The following is an 18,204-nucleotide window of genomic DNA, read 5'->3' as shown; positions in this document are numbered from 1 at the left end:
CCCGCGAAGGGCTCAGCGCGCCATCAAGCATCAGGCTACTCACGCGCTTTCACGCTCCACCAGCTCGCACCCCAGCAGGTTCAACCGCTGCACCTCACCCTCGCACGCCACCACCCCCAGGTGCTGCAACACCCGCAGCGCCGCCACTTCGCCGATCTGCCGTGACGGTGGCCGCAAGGTGGTCAGGCTCGGCAGCAGCATTTCGGCGAACGCATAGTCGCCAAAGCCCATCACCGCCATGTCCTCCGGCAGCCGCAGCCCGGCGCGCTGCCCGGCCAGCAGGGCGCCGGCGGCGAGGTTGTCGTTGGCGAAGATGATTGCCTCGGGCCGCGGTGTGCGGCGGATCAGCGCCTCCATGGCCTGGCGCCCGGCCTCGAACGGCGCGGTGTCTGCCGAGGGCACGAACACCCAGGGTTCCAGCCCGGCTTCGCGCATGCTCCGGGCATAGCCGTCGCGCCGCTCCAGGGCGCTGAAATCACCGGCGGCGCTGTTTTGCACGAAGGCGATGCGCCGGTGGCCCTTGCCCAACAGGTAGCGGCAGGCCTGCACACCCACCTGTTCGTGCAAGAAGCCCACTTGCAGCGGGGCCCGTTCGGGTACGTAGTCCCAGATCTCCACCACCGGTACATCGGCCTCGGCCAGCATCTTTTCGGTGGCCGGGCTGTGGAAGTGGCTGGTGACCACCAGTGCCGCCGGCGACCAGCCAAGGAAGGCACGTACCGCGCTTTCTTCCTGCGCTTCGCTGAAGTAGCTCGAGGCCAGCAGCAACTGGTAGCCATGCCGGCCCAGGGTGTCGCTGAAGGCCTGGATGGTCTGCGCGAAGATCGGCCCGGAGATGTTCGGGATGACCATGCCGACGATGCGCCCGCGGGCAGAGGCCAGGCCGCCGGCTACCAGGTTGGGCACGTAACCCAACTGCTGCACTGCGGCCTGGATGCGTTCGCGCAAGGGGGCGGTGACTTGTTCTGGTTGGTTGAAGTAGCGCGATACGCTGATGGCCGAGACCCCGGCCAGGCGGGCCACTTCGGCCAGGGTGACGCGGCCGGCGCCGCGGCGCTTGCGCGGGGTGTCGCTTGAGTGGCTCACGTGGGGCTCCTGTCGGGGGTATGGTCAGGATGGGTTGGGAGCTTGTATTGCCAGTACCGGCCTCATCGCCGGCAAGCCGGCTCCTACAGGGATCGAATAGCCTGCAAAGCTGTGCTGTACCTGTAGGGGCCGGCTTGCCGGCGATGAGGCCGGGGAGGGCAACACAAAGCAGCAGATCCCACGCGGCTCATCCGTGTACAAAGGGCGGATGTTAGCGCTAACCACGCGTACGGTTACAAAGAACCATAATGCATAAACAGATCGTTTTTTAGTATTTGACCTGCTAACCAAAGGCCTCAGATACTTTGTCCTGTTAGCGCTACCAAGCGCTGCTGTTGGCAAGCGCCTGCCACTCGCACGAGCGAGACCAGACAACCACAGCTTTTCCTTCCGTCTGGTCTTTCAAGGCAGTGAGCATCATGCAGACAAGCCGCATACCGTCTTTCCCCAACCTTCGCCGTGCGCCGCTGGCCACCGCAATACTGCTCACTACCTTGGGCGCCCAGGCGGCCGAGTCGCTTGAGCCTGCTGCCCTGGAGGCGGTAACCGTCACTGCCACCCGCCGCGAAGCGCCGCTGCAGAAGGTGCCGGTGGCCGTGTCGGTGGTCGACGGCGAGCAATTGGAACGCGACAACCGCAACAACGTCGCCAGCATCGTCCAGCAGGTTCCCACCCTCAACTACCGCGCCGGTGCTTCGAACAAGGACACTTCGCTGTTCATCCGTGGCGTGGGCACCATCTCCACCTCGCCAGGGGTCGAGCCCACCGTGGCCACGGTGGTGGATGGCGTGGTGTTTGGCCGTCCGGGCCAGTCCACCCTGGACCTGCTTGACCTTGAGCGCATCGAGGTGCTGCGCGGCCCGCAGGGCACGTTGTTCGGCAAGAATGCCTCGGCCGGGGTGCTCAATGTGGTAAGCAAGGCCATCCCCGAGCAGACCCACGGCTACGTGGATTACTCGCACTTTGGCGGCGGTGACGAGAACCGCCTGCGCTTCGGCATCGGCGGGCGCCTGAGCGAGCAGCTCAAGGGCTCGCTGAGCACCCTGTGGGCCGACTTCGACGGCAATGTCGAGAACCTCGCCAACGGCCACGACGTCAACGGCTACGCGCGCAAGGGCGTGCGCGGCAAGCTGGAGTTCGAACCCAATCAAGACCTGCGCCTGACCCTGATCGCCGACTACATGAAAGGCGAGGACAGCCTGCCCAGCGGTGTGGTAACCAAAGCCAGCGCAGCCTTTACCAACCAGCTTGGCGGCGTGGTGCCCAGCGCCCACAACCGCGATATCAGCAGCGACTTCAAGACCCATGTCGAAGATGAAAACCAAGGCCTGTCGGCCCAGCTCGACTGGCAACTGGGCGACTATACCCTGACCTCCATCAGCGCCTGGCGCGGCTGGGACAACACCCAGTACCAGGACGGCGACCGCCGCGCGCTGTTGCCGCTGACCGCCTCCCATGACAAGGGCACGGTGGACTACGACCAGTACAGCCAGGAGTTTCGCCTGACCTCGCCCAAGGGCCAGTTCAACGAGTACGTGCTCGGCGCCTTCTACATGCACGGCACCTCGAAGGAGGTGTACCAACGCCTGTCGGTCAATGCTGGCGTCGCCAACAGCGGGCGCGCCGACTACTCCACCACCAACGACAGCGTGGCGCTGTTCGGTGAGAACACTTTCAACTTCACCGACGATTTGCGTGCCATTTTCGGCTTGCGCTGGACCCACGACGACCTTGAATACGACCACCGCCGGGTCTCGACTTCGGCCACCGCGGTCACCGGCATTCAGCCTTCGACTGCCAGCAGCGGCTCGGTGGACGAAGACGGTTGGAGCGGTCGTACCGGCCTGCAATACGACTTCAACGACAACCTCACCGGCTACGTCACCTATTCGCGCGGCTACAAGGGCCCGGCCTACAACGTGTTCTTCAACATGCAGCCGCGCGATACCGGCGCGCTCAAGCCAGAAACCTCCGATGCCTACGAGGTGGGCCTGAAGAGCACCGCACTGGACAACCGCCTGGTGGCCAACCTTGCGGTGTTCCATACCGACTACGACGACTACCAGGCCAACTTCTTCGACACCGTGGCCAACCAGGTGGTGACCCGCCTGGTCAATGCCGGCAAGGTCAAGACCCAGGGCGTGGAGCTGGACGCCAGCTTCCAGGCCACCCGCCAGCTCAAGCTGTCGGCGGCCGTGGCCTACACCAAAGCGCGGGTAGACCACTTCAATTGCCCGGTGGGGGCGGCGGCCAACTGCAACATCGACGGCGGCCACCTGCCATTCACCCCGGACTGGAAAAGCTACCTGCGCGCCGACTACAGCATCCCGCTGGACAACGGCCTGGACCTGGAATTGTCCAGCGACTACAGCTGGCAGGACGCGGTGCAGTTCAGCCTCGACCAGAACCCCGACACCGTGCAGGGCGCCTACGGCATCTGGAACGCCAGCATTGCCCTGGCCGACTACAACGACGGCTGGCGCGTGGCGTTGCTGGGCAAGAACCTGGGCGACAAGTCGTACGCGCAGATGCTGGCCAGCGGCGGCGACTACATCTACCGCGCCGTGCCGCGGGATGACGGGCGCTATTTCGGCGTGCAGTTGCGCAAGGACTTTTAAGCAGAACCTGCTTTGCGTGCAGGGCGGGGCCGCGTTGCGGCCCCGGCAATCGAACTGTCAGCAGAGGTACTCATGACCACTTCCACCCGCCAACTCAGCCTCGGCGCCTTCCTGATGGCCACCGGGCACCACGTCGCGGCCTGGCGCCACCCGGGCGTGCCCGCCGACCCGCTGGACTTCAGCGTCTACCGGCGCGCGGCGCAGATCGCCGAAAACGCCTGCTTCGATGCGCTGTTCGTTGCCGACAGCGTGGCTGCGCCCAACGATGCCCTGGCCAGCCACAGCGCCCGCTCGGTGTACTTCGAGCCGCTCACCCTGTTGTCGGCGCTGAGCACGGTAACCGAACGCATCGGCCTGGTCGCCACCGCCACCACCAGCTACAACGAGCCCTACCACGTGGCGCGCAAGTTCGCTTCCCTCGATCACCTGTCGGGTGGGCGGGCCGGCTGGAACCTGGTGACCTCCGACGCTGCCGCCGAGGCCGGCAACTTTGGCCGTGATGCGCACATTCCCCATGCCGAGCGCTACGCCCGCGCCTGGGAGTTTCAGCAGGTGGTGCAGGGGCTGTGGGACAGCTGGGCGGACGACGCCTTTGTGCGCGACAAGGCCAGCGGCCAGTTTCATAGGCCCGACGGCGTGCGCGCCCTTGGCCATGCCGGCGAGCACTTTCGCGTGCAGGGCCCGCTGAACGTTGCCCGCTCACCCCAGGGGCGGCCGGTGCTGGTGCAGGCGGGGTCGTCTGAAACCGGCCGTGAGCTGGCTGCCGAAAGCGCCGAGGTGGTGTTCACCGCCCAGCCATCGCTGGCCCGCGCCCAGGCGTTCTACGCCGACCTCAAGGGCCGCCTGGCCGGTTATGGGCGCGGCGAAGACGACCTGAAGATCATGCCCGGCGTGTACGTGGTGGTTGGCCGCAGCGAGGCCGAAGCCCAGGACAAGGCCGAACAGTTCCAGGCCTTGGTCGACCCGCGCGTGGGCGTGGCGTTGCTCGGGCGCATGCTGGGCAACTTCGACCTCTCGGGTTACCCGCTGGATGGCCCGCTGCCCGAGCTGCCGCCCACCGAAGACGGCCAGCGCAGCCGCCAGCAACTGCTTACCGAGCTTGCCGGCAGCGAGCACCTGACCCTGGCCCAGCTCGGCCAGCGCATCGCGGGTGGGCGAGGGCACTTCAGCCTGGTCGGCACCCCGCTGCAGATCGCCGACCAGTTGCAGGTGTGGTTCGAGGGCCGCGCCGCCGACGGTTTCAACATTCTGGTGCCGCACCTGCCGCTGGGGCTTGAGGATTTCGCCCTGCAGGTGGTGCCCGAGCTGCAACGCCGCGGGCTGTTGCGCAAGCAGTACCAGGGCCGCACCTTGCGCGAGCACCTGGGCTTGCAACGCCCGGCCAACCCGTACTTCACCTGAAACAGCCCCCTGTAGGAGCCGGCTTGCCGGCGATGAGGCCCGCCCAGGCAACAGCGTTTCCTGAACTGACGCCATCGCCGGCAAGCCGGCTCCTACAGGGGCCAGTCATCAAGGAGTCAGCATGACTTACACCGCCAACCCCGAACGCTACACCCGCATGCCGTACCGCCGCGTCGGCCGCAGCGGCCTGGTACTGCCGGCGCTGTCCCTGGGCCTGTGGCACAACTTCGGCGACGCCACGCCCCTCGACACCCAGCGCGCCTTGCTGCGCACGGCTTTCGATGCCGGCATCAACCACTTCGACCTCGCCAACAACTACGGCCCGCCCTACGGCAGTGCCGAAAGCAACTTCGGCCGCCTGCTGCGCCAGGACCTGCATGCCCACCGCGACGAGCTGATCATCTCCAGCAAGGCCGGCTGGGACATGTGGCCTGGGCCATACGGGCAGGGCGGCAGTTCGCGCAAGTACCTGCATGCCAGCCTCGACCAGAGCCTCAAGCGCCTGGGCCTGGACTACGTCGACATCTTCTACTCGCACCGTTTCGACCCGGACACGCCGCTGGAAGAGACCGCCATCGCCCTGGCCGATATCGTGCGCCAGGGCAAGGCGCTGTATATCGGCATCTCGTCGTACTCGGCGGGCAAAACCCGGGAAATCGCCGGGTTGCTGGATGAGCTGAAGGTGCCGCTGCTGATCCACCAGCCTTCCTACAACCTGTTCAACCGCTGGATCGAGCGCGACCTGCTGGCTACAACCGACGAGGTCGGTGCCGGGGTCATCGTGTTCACCGCGCTGGCCCAGGGGTTGCTCAGCGACAAGTACCTGAACGGCATCCCGGCCGACGCCCGGGTCAACCGCGCCGGAGGCGGTTCGCTGTTACCCGGGCACTTGAGCGAAGCCAACCTGGCACGCGCCCGGGCGCTGAACGACATCGCCCGGCGTCGTGGTCAGAGCCTGGCGCAGTTGGCGTTGGCCTGGACCCTGCGCGATGCGCGGGTGAGCTCGGCATTGATCGGCGCCAGCCGCCCCGAGCAGATCACCGAGAACGTCGCCGCCCTGGACAACCTGGCCTTCACGGCTGAGGAACTGGCCGAGATCGACCGGTATGCGGTGGAAGGCGGGGTCAACCTGTGGGAAAAGCCCTCGACCGACTGGAAGGAGTGAAGCATGGCTTTCATGCGTATTGCCCTGTTGTTGCTGGCGGTAGTGGCCGGCGGCGCACTGGCGGGCGACCCGGCCAGCCTGCGTATCGGTTACCAGAAGGGCTCGATCAGCCTGGTGCTGGCCAAGCAGCACCGTCTGCTGGAGCAGCGCTTCCCGGCCACCCGAGTGGAATGGATCGAGTTCCCGGCAGGCCCGCAGATGCTCGAGGCACTGAACATCGGCAGCCTGGATATCGGCGCCACCGGTGACATACCGCCGATTTTCGCCCAGGCAGCCGGCGCCGACCTGTTGTACATCGGTGCCGAGCCGGCCAAGCCCCAGGCCGAGGTGATTCTGGTGGCCAAGGACAGCCCGATCACCTCGGTGGCGGCGCTCAAGGGCAAGCGCATTGCCCTGCAAAAGGGCTCCAGTGCCCACAACCTGGTGTTGCGCGCACTGGCCCGGGAAGGCCTGCGCATGGCCGACGTGCAGCCGGTGTACCTGGCCCCGGCCGATGCCCGCGCGGCCTTCGAGGGCGGCCGCGTGGATGCCTGGGCAATCTGGGACCCGTTCTATTCGGCCATCGAGCTGGAGGGCAAGGCGCGGCTGTTGACGGACGGGCAAGGGCTGGGGCTGATCGGGCCGTTCATGCTCGGGGCGCGGGGTTATGTGCAGGCACATCCGCAGTTTGTCAGTGAGTTGTTGGCCGAGATCACCCGGGCCGAGGCGCTGACCCGCAGCGACGAGGCGGGCAGCATCGAGGTGCTGGCAAGCTTCATGGGCTTGCCCGAAGCCGTGGTGCGGCGCAGCTTTACCCACCGCCCGGCATCACCGGTGTTGCCAGTGAGCGACCAGATCGTGGCCGCGCAGCAAAAGACCGCGCAGTTGTTCTTCGACAACCGGGTGTTGCCCAAGCCGGTGGATATCCGCGCAGCGGTCTGGCACCAGCCATAGACAGTGGGCCCTGTAGGCGCGGGCTTGCCCGCGATCACCGGCAAAGCGGGTGCCATCATGCGTATGCCGCGCAACCACTCAACCCCACGAAAACCCCGTGCGTTTCGCCAAAGCTTGAGTACAATCATCGGCTTTTTCGGCCCTATATCCTGGGCTGTTCGTGGAAGCCCCCATGCTGACCGGTAGTTACTCCTCCTCGCTGGTGTTGATCTCGCTGTGCGTGGCCATTCTTGCCTCCTATACCGCCCTCGACCTTACCGGCCGCATCGCCACGGCCAAGGGGCGGGCGGTCCACTTGTGGATGGTGGGCGGTGCGCTGGCCATGGGCATTGGTGTGTGGTCGATGCACTTTATCGGCATGCTCGCCTTCAGCCTGCCGATCAGCCTGGGCTACGACACCACGCTGACGGCGCTGTCGCTGCTGATTGCAGTGCTGTCCTCGGGCTTTGCCCTGTGGCTGGTGAGCCAGCCGAAACTGCCCTGCCTGCAGTTGGGGTTCGGCGCGCTGGTGATGGGCAGCGGCATTGCCTGCATGCACTACACCGGCATGGCGGCGCTGCGCATGCAGCCGGGCATCGATTACGACCCGGCGCTGTTCGGTGCTTCGTTGGCCATAGCGGTGGGCGCCTCGGCGGCGGCGCTGTGGATTGCCTTCCGCCTGCGCCGGCAGACGCCCTACGTGCGGCAAATCCGTGGCGTGGCCGCGGTGGTGATGGGCGTGGCCATCGTTGGTATGCATTACACCGGCATGGCTGCAGCCAGCTTCCCCGAAGGCAGCTTCTGCGGTGCATTACCCAATGGCCTGGCCGGTGACGGGCTGGACTATCTCGTATTGATCACCACCCTGGCTGTGCTCTCGGTAGCGCTGCTCACCTCGGTGCTGGATGCCCGCCTGGAGGCTCGCACCGCCGAGCTTGCGCGCTCGCTGACCCTGGCCAACCAGGAGCTGACCCAGTTGGCGCTGCACGACACCCTCACCGGTTTGCCCAACCGCACGCTGCTGGCTGACCGCATCGACCAGGCCATGGGCCGGGTGGCCGAGCAGGGCGGCTGCTTTGCGCTGATGTTCATCGACCTGGACGGCTTCAAACCGGTCAACGACGCCTTTGGCCACCATGTCGGCGACCAGTTGCTCAAGGCCGTGGCGGCGCGTTTGCGCGGGCACCTGCACAGCCAGGACACCCTGGCGCGCATCGGCGGTGACGAGTTCGTGCTGCTGGTGGAGTTGCAGGAGCCGGATGACGCCATGGGCGTGGCGGTCAAGCAGGTCAACCTGGTGTCCAGGCCGTTCCGTGTGGCCGAGCACGACCTGCAGTTGTCGGCCAGCGTGGGCATCGTGATGTACCCGGGCAACGGCCTGGACCAGCAGGAGCTGCTGCGCAACGCCGACGCCGCCATGTACCACGCCAAGAGCGCCGGCAAGAACGGCTACAGCTTCTTCGACGCCTCGATGAACAGCAACGCTCGCCAGCAATTGCAGCTGCTGCAGGACTTGCGCGCGGCACTGGAGCAGGGGCAGTTCCGCCTGCATTACCAGCCCAAGTTCGGTGCCGTCGCGCGCCGGCCGATCGGCGCCGAGGCGTTGTTGCGCTGGGAGCACCCGCAGCACGGCCTGATGCTGCCGGACCGGTTCATCGGCCTTGCCGAGAAGACCGGCCTGATCATCCCCATTGGCGAGTGGGTGCTGGCCGAGGCCTGCCGGCAGATGCGCCAGTGGATGGACCTGGGCCATGCTGATTGGCGCATTGCGGTGAACCTGTCGGCCATTCAGTTCTGCCATGCCGGGCTGGTCGACAGTGTGGCCCGTGCGTTGAACGACAATGGCCTGCCGGCCAACCGGCTGACCCTGGAAATCACCGAAACCACCGCCATGCGCGATGCCGACGCCAGCCTTACGGTGCTGCAGCGGTTGTCCGACATGGGCGTGGACCTGTCCATCGACGATTTCGGTACTGGCTATTCCAGCCTGATGTACCTCAAGCGCCTGCCGGCCAACGAATTGAAGATCGACCGTGGCTTTGTGCGTGACCTGGAGCAGGACAGCGACGATGCCGCGATCGTCTCGGCCATCGTCGCCCTGGGGCAGGCGCTGGGGCTGCGGATTGTCGCCGAAGGCGTGGAAACCGACCGCCAGCAGGACTTCCTGACCCGCTTGGGGTGCGATTCGTTGCAGGGCTACCTGCTCGGCCAGCCGGTGCCGGCCGAGGAGTTCATGGCGGGGTTGGAAGGGTTGCGCGAACGCCAGAAGCAGCTTGGCTAGACCGCGTCCCGCAGCGGGCTGAGTTGCAAGTCGAAGGTCTCCATCTCGGCTTCCACCGCTTCGATGATCCGCTCCACATCGGTAGCGGCCATGATCGCGGCACAAGGGATACCGGCGACCGCCAGCAGGGTTTCGCCGGTGGCCCGGTCGAACAGCCGGGCGACCATGCTGCGTGGCGCATCCATGGTGGCTTCGAAGCCCAGTGGATGGAAATGCCAGCGCATCACCTGGCAGGCGTTGGGGAACGTCATCTTGTTCATGCCAGCCTCCTTGTTCATGCCTTGAACGCGGTGATTCGACGGTGGAACCGCATGGCCGTACCTGGCCGTGGGGAACCTAACCATAGCAGTTGCCTTGGGCACGATCCGGGGAAAATATGACAAATGTGCTAATGCATGACTTCGGTCACACCGCTGTCATGGTTGGGCGCAGGCGTGCCAGGGCCGGGCAAACGTTTTCCAGGTGGGTTCGGGGGGGAGTGGGGCGGCTGGTTTTTTTACAGGGGTTTCGGACCGGCGGTAGCCGCGTTCGCTTAGCCGAGCAAGCCGGCAGCGATATTGATGGTGAAGCCCAGAATTGCCGTATTGAACACGAACCCCACCAGCGAGTGCGCCAGCACCACGCGGCGCATGGCGCGCCCGCCGATGCCGACGTCCGAGGTCTGCACTGCGACGCTGATGGTGAATGACACGTAGTGAAAGTCCCAGTAGTCGGGGTTGCGCTCGCCGTCGGCGAAGCGCAGGGGTGGTTCGTGGCGGTCGCCGGTGTAGAACAGCCGGGCGTAGTGCAGGCTGAAGATGCAGCCGATCAGCAGCCAGGAGCCGGCCACGGTCAGGCCGGTATATAGATAGTGCAGGGCCAGGGCGCTGCCTTCCAGGCCGCGGCTCGACACCAGTTGCAGGGTTACGGCGGCCAGGCTGGCGATGGCAGCGACGCTGACGGTGATCAATACCAGGGCAGCGTTCTCGTCCTCGATCCGGGCGACTTTGCGCACTTTGTCGGCGGAGGCTCGCAGGCTCAGCCACAGGACCATGAGCAGGTACAGCCAGACGCCGATGTTCCAGCCGGTGAGGATGTGTTGCACGGGATCGGCGGCGGGGATCAGCCAGGCGCCGATCAGGCCGGACAGGGTGGCGATGCTCAGGCGGGGGTGGGTGCGGGTCAGGTGGTGGAGGGCCATGCTGCCTTGTCGTATTTTTGCGGGGGTGTTGCAACTGTAGATCATGGTGGGGGTTTGGATTGTTTGGGGGGCGTAGTTGGTCATGATGTTGAGCTGTTGAACTGGTGTTGGTTGGTTTTTAGAGTTGTATGCGCATTCATTATTTGTAGTGCCGCTTATTCACCTTTGCGCCCTTACGGTGGCTTTGGTTATTTTGGGCGGGGGCGCCGAGCCGTCCAGAGGGTGTCAGAAATTTTGTGTTCGGGCATAACATGAGTAAGAGGTGCATGTATGCCAACCAAAAAGAAACCCTTGCGTGACCTGCCAAAAATCCCCAAAGAGCTGCTGGAGCAGTTCGGCGAGGGCCTGATGTCCGCAGAAGCAATCGAGGATGCCTCAGCGGCGTTCAAGAAGGCCTTGATCGAGCGTGCCTTGAGTGCCGAACTCGGTCACCACCTGGGTTATCCGCCGGGCGCGCAGCGCCCGGCGGATGAAACCAATCAGCGTAACGGCAAGAGTGGCAAGACGGTTTTGACCGGCGATGGCCCGCTACGACTGGAAATCCCTCGCGATCGAGACGGTAGTTTTGCGCCCATTCTGATCCCCAAGCATGAGCGGCGTTACACCGGTTTCGATGACAAGATCATCGCCATGTACGCCCGTGGAATGACGGTCAGAGAGATCCGAGCCTTTCTGTCCGAGCAGTATGGAACAGAGGTCTCACCCGACTTCATCAGCTCTGTGACAGACGAGGTCATGGACGAGATTGGCGCGTGGCAACAGCGGCCACTGGAGCCGATGTACCCGGTCATTTTCTTCGATGCGCTGCGGGTGAAGATCCGCGAAGAGGGCCTGGTGCGCAACAAGGCCATTTACTTGGCCCTGGGCGTTCTTCCCGACGGAACGCGAGATATCCTGGGCATCTGGATCGAGAACACCGAGGGTGCGAAGTTTTGGATGAAGGTCTTTAACGATCTCAAGACGCGCGGTGTCGAAGATGTGCTGATTGCCGTGACCGATGGCCTCAAAGGTATGCCAGAGGCTCTCAGTGCCGTGTTTCCAGAGACGACGTTGCAAACGTGCATCGTGCACCTGATCCGCAACAGCCTCGACTTCGCGGCCTGGGACAAGCGGCGAGCTCTGGCCAAGGAGCTGAAGCCGATTTACCAAGCCATCAATGCTGAAGCGGCTGAGCAAGCACTCGATGAGTTTGAGAACGGGCCGTGGGGGGAGAAATATCCAACGGTGGTGGCTGCTTGGAGACGGGCTTGGGATCGCGTGATTCCATTCTTTGTTTTCCCGCCCGCCATCCGGAAAGTGATCTATACCACCAACGCCATCGAGAGCATCAACGCCCAGCTACGCAAGGTCATCAAGACTCGTGGGCATTTCCCGAATGATGACGCAGCGACCAAACTGATCTGGCTGGGATTGCGCAACATAACAGCCAATTGGGGAAAGCCGGCCCATGACTGGAAAAGCGCGATGAATCAATTTGCGATTCTGTATGGAGATCGGTTCATCAGGCCGACCTGGTGAGAATCAGGGCCTGCCTGACGGCAGGCCGTTACCGGCCCGCACACAAAAAATCTGACAGTCCCGTGGGGCGAGAAATATCCAACGGTGGTGGCTGCTTGGAGACGGGCTTGGGATCGCGTGATTCCATTCTTTGTTTTCCCGCCCGCCATCCGGAAGGTGATCTATACCACCAACGCCATCGAGAGCATCAACGCCCAGCTACGCAAGGTCATCAAGACTCGCGGGCATTTCCCGAATGATGACGCAGCGACCAAACTGATCTGGCTGGGATTGCGCAACATAACAGCCAATTGGGGAAAGCCGGCCCATGACTGGAAAAGCGCGATGAATCAATTCGCGATTCTGTATGGAGATCGGTTCATCAGGCCGACCTGGTGAGAATCAGGGCCTGCCTGACGGCAGGCCGTTACCGGCCCGCACACAAAAAATCTGACAGTCCCGCCGTCCAAAGTTACCCGTCGTAAGGGCGCAAATGTGACGAAAAGCCTCTATCGTCAATGAATACGCGAACATCTCCCAAAAAAATCACCATAAGCCCCGAGCCCGAACGCATTTGACCACCCCCAGGCTGGCTAATTACCATTACCCACCCCGCCAACGCCCCCTCATGCCCCACCAGGAGCACCGATGAACAAGGTTTCGCCATCCCTGGGCACCCTGCTGCTCGCCACGCTGACCGGCTGCTCGGGCTTCCAGACCCAACCCTACGTAGAGCCGCCGACTTCGGCCGCCAGCGCCAAGGTAAGGATCATCAGCAACTCCGACGTGTTCGGCGACCCCATGACTGGCCAGTGCGCGCCCAAAGTGCGCCACGAAATGGTATCCGCGGGCCGCTTCTCATCGGGCAAGCCACTGCAAAACTACCCGCAGTACCCCGTATCGCCCCCCAAGCTCGGTATGCCTGAACGCACCTCCGCCCCCTTGCTCAGCCTCACGCCGACCATCCGCATGGCCGAAGGGCGTTATGAAGAAGTGGTCGCCGAATACCGGGTGCCCGCCAACGTACCCTTCCAGTTCGCCACTTTCGGCGCCGGTGCCGGTACCTCGCTGGGGCGCGGGGTGTACTGTGCGGCGGATGCGCGGGTCTACACCCTGGAGGCTGGGCGTGATTACGAGGTCACCATTGGCATGGGGGCTATCGGGCAGGGGGATAACGTACGGCCGGTGTGCCGCTTCGATGTGCGCAAGCTGGTGGCGTTCGGCGAGGGGCAGGGCAGGTTGACGGTGCCGTTTCCGCTAGTGGGGGTTGTGGCGCCGGAGCGGGTGTGCGACTGACCAGCGCTATCGCCGACAAGCCGGCCCTTGCAGGGCTTGTGCACACCCTGTAGGAGATTATCCAGCCCTGCGGGCTGCGCTGGCGCATAGGGAACACAGCGTGGGAGCGGGCTTGCCCCGCGATAGCGGTGTCAGCCTCAGCCTCAGCATCGCTATCGCGGGGCAAGCCCGCTCCCACGGGAACGCTATAAATCAAAGGTTTGGATTTGGTTCCATGAGGGCCGGCTTGCCGGCGATCAGGCTCAACCTTGGTGCAGTTGCTCAAGCAGCGCCGCCAAGGTTGCGCGCCCTTGCTCATTCAGCCCGAACACCGGCCGCCGAGGCTCACCCACCGGCAGCCCGGTCATGCCAAGCCCGGCCTTGATGGTGGCCGGCAGGCCGCCCTTGAGGATGAAGTTCAGCAGCGGCAACTGCCGGTAGAACAGCGCCCGGGCCTGCTCCAGCTCGCCTGCCTGCACCGCCTCATACAGGCTCAGGTTCAATGCCGGGATCAGGTTCGGCGCCGCCGTGCACCAACCACTGGCGCCTGCGACGAACGCCTCCAGTGCCAAGGGGTTGCAACCGTTGTAGAACGGCACCTGGCCCTCGCCGAGCACTTGCAGCTTGTGCATGCGCTGGATGTCGCCGGTGCTCTCCTTGACCATGGTCACGTTGGGCACTTCGCGCACGATGCGCAGGATCAGCTCCACCGGCATGTCGGTACCGCTGGTGGCGGGGTTGTTGTAGAGCATGATTGGCAGGTCGATGGCCGCACCGATGCTGCGGTAGTGCTGGACGATCTCGGCCTCGCTGAGCTTCCAGTAGGCGGCCGGCAGCACCATCACCGCATCGGCGCCGTGCTGCTGGGCAAAGCGTGCCCGGCGCACGGCGCCGGCGGTGGTCAGGTCGGAGACGCTGACGATGCTCGGCACGCGCCGGCCTATGCGCTCGAGGCTGTACTGGGCGACCTGCTGCCATTCGCCGTCACTCAGGTAGGCGCCTTCGCCGGTGCTGCCCAATGGCGCGATGGCATGCACGCCGCCTTCGATCAGGCGATCGATGGACTGGCCCAGGGCCGGCAGGTCGAGTTGTTCGCCGTCATGGCTGAACGGGGTAATGGTGTAGCCGATGATGCCGTGAAATTCAGTGGTCATGGTTTGAGGCTCCGCAGGCAAGGCAAGTATGGGTCAGGCGAGGCAGTCGGCGTGCTGGCGCAGCGCTTGCCGGGCGTAATAGTTGAAGGCGGCGGTATGGCGCTTGGGCCGATCGATCCAGTCGTGGGCATCGCGACCCAGCGCTGGGTCGATCGGCTTGATGGTGCCGGCGGCCATGGCCAGCAATTGCAAACGTGCGGCCCGCTCGATCAACTGCGCATACACGCAGGCCTGCTCGATGCTGGTACCGGTCGACAACTGCCCGTGGTGCGAGAGCAGGATGGCGCGCTTGCTGCCCAGCGCCGCGCTGATGATCTCGCCTTCCTCGTTGCCCACCGGCACGCCCGGCCAGGCTTCGAGAAACGCACAGTCCTCGTACAACGGGCACAGGTCCATGTGCGACACCTGCAGGGGTACTTCCAGCATCGACAACGCGGCCACGTGGGTGGGGTGGGTGTGGATGATGCAATGCACATCCGGGCGGGCACGGTACACCCAGCTGTGGAAGCGGTTGGCCGGGTTGGGCATGCCCTGGCCTTCGAGCACCTCGAGGTCTTCGTTGACCAGCAACAGGTTGCCGGCGCTGATTTCGTCGAAGCCCAGGCCCAGTTGCTGGGTGTAGAAGGTACCCGGCTGCGGGCCGCGGGCGCTGATCTGCCCGGCCAGGCCCGAGTCGTGGCCATGGTCGAACAGAATTCGGCAGGTCAGGGCCAGCTTTTCACGTACAGTCCACGTATTATCCGCGAGCGTGCCTTGCATCTGTGTCAGTGCTTTTTGCACCAACTGCTGCTTGCTGTGTGTCAGGGTATCGGCCATTGGGGTCAATCCTGCGTGGCGAATGGATGGAAGTCAGGTCCGGGCCCCCTTTGCTTTCGACGGTGCAGGGGGCCGGTTAAATGACACAAATAAAACTACATGACACAATGTGTCATGCGCAAGTGCGTTCTTCCGGGAAACCCGCGTCACATGTCCAATCGACTGAAATTGCTGCGAAAAAAACTGGGGGTCACCCTTGAGCTGCTGGCCGACAAGTCCGGCATGACCAAAAGCTACCTGTCGAAAGTGGAGCGTGGCCTGAACACGCCGTCGATCGCGGCGGCGCTGAAGCTGGCCAAGGCTCTCAACGTCAACGTCGAGGAGCTTTTCGCCGACGAGTCGCAGGGCCAGGCCCGTTACAGCCTGGTGCGCAGTGCAGAGCGCCAGGCGCTGGTGGGCGGCGGTGATGGCCCGGGTTATGCGGTGCTGACCTCTCAGGTGGGCCAGCGCAGCCTGCTGCCGTTCCTGATTCAGCCCCCCACCGAGTTCAGCGACCCGACTTTCAAGGAGCACGAGGGCGAGGAATTTCTGTTCGTTCACGCAGGCCAGGTCGAGGTGGACTTCATGAGCGAGCGGGTGCTGCTGGAGGCCGGCGATGCCCTGCATTTCAATGCCCAGACCCCGCACCGCCTGCGCTCGGTGGGCGAGCAGCAGGCGCAGTTGCTGGTGGTGGTGCAGGGCGGCGAAGGGTGAGGGCAGGGCGATGATCGAGGTTTCGCGGTTCTGGCGTGACCCGGCATTGCCCTTTGTCGAGGCCCGCCCCACGGTTACCTGCTGGATTAACGGGTGCAACACGCCCGGGCGCAACTGCGGCTGGAGCGCCTCATCGCCGAGGTGGCCCTGGAGGCAGGTTTTGCCGACCAGGCGCGCCTGCAGCGGGCGTTCAAGAAACAGCTGGCGGCGACGCCCGGGCATTATCGGGGCGGTGGTTGACCAAAGCCCCATGGCAACCAGTGCCATATAACTTGTGGCAGCCCGGAAACTCTGGATGAAAACGCCTGTCTGTAGGAGCGTTCCGGCCGTCAGTCAGAAAAACGCCATGGAAATTGACGCCGGAATAATGGCCAATTAGCATCGCCCCTTTTTACTTCCAAGGAAGGATAGATGGCACGCCCCCAATGCCATGGGCAAGCATTCGCCCTGTGCCTGTTGTTTTCCAGCCTGTTCAACCCGGCTGCCTGGGCCTCTCCTGGTGACCAGGACCTGATCCGCGAACGCCAGAACCGTTTGCTCGAAGAGCAGCAGCGCCGCCTTGAGGAGTTGCGCAACCTGCCAGGTAAAACCGAGGCCCCCGGCACACAGCCGCGCCCTGAAGAACAGCGTTGTTTCGACATCCGCACCATCGAGCTCAAGGGGGCCGACAGCCTGTCCGACGCCGAGCGCGCGCGCGTCATCCAGCCCTTTGTCGGCCAGTGCCTCGGGGTTGCACGGCTCAATGAATTGCTCAAAGCGGTGACCAACCTGTACCTGGAACGCGGCATGGTCACCAGCCGCGCGTACCTGCCGCAGCAGGACCTGTCCGCTGGCCACCTGCAAGTGCTGGTGGTCGAGGGACGGCTGGAGGGCATGGCTCCGGCCGAAGACAGCGGCCTTTCGCAACGCGAGCTGGGCATGGCCTTCCCCGGCACGGCAGGGCAGGCGCTGAACCTGCGCCAGATCGAGCAGATGGTCGACCAGCTCAACCGGCTGCCCTCCAACCAGGCGCAGATGGAGCTGACCCCCGGCAATGACGTCGGCGGCACCCAGGTGCTGGTCCGCAACACCCAGGCCAAGCCTTGGCGTGCCTCGTTGTCGCGCAACAACGAAGGCCAGCCGAGCACCGGCGAGCAGATGCTCAACCTCGGCCTGGAGTGGGACAGCCCGCTGGGCCTGGCTGACCAGCTGGTGGTACGTGGTGGCCATGATGTGGTCAGCGACCACACCCAGGGCTCGAAGAACGGCATGCTCTACTACAACCTGCCGTGGGGCTGGTGGAACTTCAGCTACAACTACAGCGAAAGCGAGTACCGCTCGCAGTTCTTCGCCCAGGGTTACCCGTTCAAGCAGACCGGCGACAGCCAGAGCCACCAAGTTCGGGCCGAGCGCGTGGTCCACCGCGACGCAACCAGCAAGACCTCGCTCAGCGCCGGGCTTTCGCACTTGCGCACCAACAACTACATCGAAGGCAGCCGCCTCGATGGCAGCAGCAACCGCCTCAGCGAAGCGCAGTTCGGCATCAACCACGGCCGGCGCCTTGGCAACGCCTTCGTCAACCTGGACCTGGGCATGCAGCAGGGCATCGGTGCCTTCGACGCCCAAGGCAACGGCCACCCGTATCCCGGCGAGCCGGTGGCGCGCTATCGCAAGTACAGCGCCACCCTCAGCTACGTTCAGGGCTTCAGCCTGTGGGGTGAGCAGTTGAGCTTCAGCAGCATGGCGACCGGCCAGCATAGCGAGGATGTGCTGTTCAGCCCCCAGCGCATCAGCCTGGGCGGCCTGGCGTCGATCCGCGGCCTGCGCGAGCAGTCGCTGTCCGGTGACAGCGGTGGCTACTGGCGCAGCGACCTGCGCTGGACCCGCCAGGTGGCCTGGCAGCCACTGCGACCGGTGTTCAGCCAGTATGGCCTGGGCCTGGGGTACGACCTGGGCGTGATCAGCAACGACCGCTACAACGGCGAGTACCACGGCCGTGCCAGCAGCCATTCGCTGGAGCTGTTCGCCCGTGGCGAACACCTCGGTGCAAGCGTCACCTTCGCCCACACCCTGGAGCGCCCTGGCGTGTTGACCGAGAAAGAACGCCCGGTGTTCTTCCGCCTCGACTTCTTCATCTGACCTACCTG

General features: G+C 64.4%; 14 protein-coding genes and 2 pseudogenes. 11 read left to right on the top strand and 5 right to left on the bottom strand.

The features are described 5' to 3' along the window. Positions 1–39: 39 nt before the first annotated feature. Positions 40–1,086, bottom strand: coding sequence for a LacI family DNA-binding transcriptional regulator (locus KSS94_RS14285; protein WP_217838753.1), 1,047 nt, complete (start codon positions 1,084–1,086; stop codon positions 40–42). 419 nt (positions 1,087–1,505) lie between these two features. On the opposite strand from KSS94_RS14285, the gene KSS94_RS14280 reads away from it, so the two are divergent. The 5 genes from KSS94_RS14280 to KSS94_RS14260 all read left to right on the top strand — a co-directional run bounded on the left by KSS94_RS14280 (position 1,506) and on the right by KSS94_RS14260 (position 9,463). Beyond that, entirely contained in the window at positions 1,506–3,704 is a 2,199-nt protein-coding gene (locus tag KSS94_RS14280; protein ID WP_217838752.1) for a TonB-dependent receptor, read from the top strand. 72 nt (positions 3,705–3,776) lie between these two features. After that, positions 3,777–5,105 carry an LLM class flavin-dependent oxidoreductase gene (locus KSS94_RS14275; RefSeq protein WP_217838751.1) on the top strand — a complete coding sequence of 443 codons (1,329 nt, stop codon included), beginning with the start codon at positions 3,777–3,779 and terminating at the stop codon, positions 5,103–5,105. A gap of 121 nt (positions 5,106–5,226) precedes the next feature. Then, a complete protein-coding gene (gene mgrA, locus KSS94_RS14270) occupies positions 5,227–6,270 on the top strand; it encodes an L-glyceraldehyde 3-phosphate reductase (RefSeq protein ID WP_217838750.1) in 1,044 nt (347 codons plus the stop codon). Between the two features lie 12 nt (positions 6,271–6,282). Continuing rightward, positions 6,283–7,203, top strand: coding sequence for an aliphatic sulfonate ABC transporter substrate-binding protein (locus tag KSS94_RS14265; protein WP_302471831.1), 921 nt, complete (start codon positions 6,283–6,285; stop codon positions 7,201–7,203). Positions 7,204–7,375: 172 nt separating this feature from the next. Continuing rightward, the gene (locus tag KSS94_RS14260; protein WP_217838748.1) at positions 7,376–9,463 is read left to right on the top strand and encodes a putative bifunctional diguanylate cyclase/phosphodiesterase; all 2,088 of its coding nucleotides are present in this window, start codon (positions 7,376–7,378) and stop codon (positions 9,461–9,463) included. Here KSS94_RS14260 and KSS94_RS14255 read toward each other — a convergent pair. Further along, a complete protein-coding gene (locus KSS94_RS14255) occupies positions 9,460–9,723 on the bottom strand; it encodes a DUF1652 domain-containing protein (protein WP_217838747.1) in 264 nt (87 codons plus the stop codon). The genes KSS94_RS14260 and KSS94_RS14255 overlap by 4 nt on opposite strands. A 272-nt stretch (positions 9,724–9,995) precedes the next feature. Next, the gene (locus KSS94_RS14250; RefSeq protein ID WP_217838746.1) at positions 9,996–10,643 is read right to left on the bottom strand and encodes a DUF1345 domain-containing protein; all 648 of its coding nucleotides are present in this window, start codon (positions 10,641–10,643) and stop codon (positions 9,996–9,998) included. A 270-nt stretch (positions 10,644–10,913) separates the two neighbouring features. On the opposite strand from KSS94_RS14250, the gene KSS94_RS14245 reads away from it, so the two are divergent. The 3 genes and pseudogenes from KSS94_RS14245 to KSS94_RS14235 all read left to right on the top strand — a co-directional run bounded on the left by KSS94_RS14245 (position 10,914) and on the right by KSS94_RS14235 (position 13,436). Beyond that, the gene (locus tag KSS94_RS14245; RefSeq protein WP_217838745.1) at positions 10,914–12,161 is read left to right on the top strand and encodes an IS256 family transposase; all 1,248 of its coding nucleotides are present in this window, start codon (positions 10,914–10,916) and stop codon (positions 12,159–12,161) included. A 60-nt stretch (positions 12,162–12,221) separates the two neighbouring features. Next, positions 12,222–12,539: pseudogene (locus KSS94_RS14240) on the top strand (transposase); the annotation flags it as partial. A gap of 249 nt (positions 12,540–12,788) precedes the next feature. After that, positions 12,789–13,436: a hypothetical protein gene (locus KSS94_RS14235; protein ID WP_217838744.1), complete on the top strand. Its 648-nt coding sequence runs from the start codon at positions 12,789–12,791 to the stop codon at positions 13,434–13,436. Between the two features lie 242 nt (positions 13,437–13,678). Here KSS94_RS14235 and KSS94_RS14230 read toward each other — a convergent pair whose 3' ends face one another. Both KSS94_RS14230 and KSS94_RS14225 read right to left on the bottom strand, forming a co-directional pair. After that, positions 13,679–14,569 carry a dihydrodipicolinate synthase family protein gene (locus KSS94_RS14230; protein WP_217838743.1) on the bottom strand — a complete coding sequence of 297 codons (891 nt, stop codon included), beginning with the start codon at positions 14,567–14,569 and terminating at the stop codon, positions 13,679–13,681. Positions 14,570–14,602: 33 nt separating this feature from the next. Then, complete coding sequence (locus KSS94_RS14225) at positions 14,603–15,385, bottom strand: aldolase (RefSeq protein ID WP_217838742.1); 783 nt, start codon at positions 15,383–15,385, stop codon at positions 14,603–14,605. 150 nt (positions 15,386–15,535) lie between these two features. Here KSS94_RS14225 and KSS94_RS14220 point away from each other — a divergent pair, with 150 nt between their 5' ends. From KSS94_RS14220 to KSS94_RS14210, 3 genes and pseudogenes are all read left to right on the top strand, one after another. Further along, the gene (locus KSS94_RS14220; protein ID WP_217838741.1) at positions 15,536–16,078 is read left to right on the top strand and encodes a helix-turn-helix domain-containing protein; all 543 of its coding nucleotides are present in this window, start codon (positions 15,536–15,538) and stop codon (positions 16,076–16,078) included. A 66-nt stretch (positions 16,079–16,144) separates the two neighbouring features. After that, positions 16,145–16,318, top strand: a pseudogene (locus KSS94_RS14215) (helix-turn-helix domain-containing protein); the annotation flags it as partial. 171 nt (positions 16,319–16,489) lie between these two features. Continuing rightward, positions 16,490–18,196: a ShlB/FhaC/HecB family hemolysin secretion/activation protein gene (locus KSS94_RS14210; RefSeq protein WP_217838740.1), complete on the top strand. Its 1,707-nt coding sequence runs from the start codon at positions 16,490–16,492 to the stop codon at positions 18,194–18,196. The last annotated feature ends 8 nt before the right edge of the window (positions 18,197–18,204 follow it).

The sequence above is a fragment of the Pseudomonas fakonensis genome, from assembly GCF_019139895.1.
Taxonomy (GTDB): Bacteria; Pseudomonadota; Gammaproteobacteria; order Pseudomonadales; family Pseudomonadaceae; genus Aquipseudomonas; species Aquipseudomonas fakonensis.
Note: the sequence above shows the minus strand (reverse complement) of the source record. Positions and strands in the feature narration are given on the sequence as shown.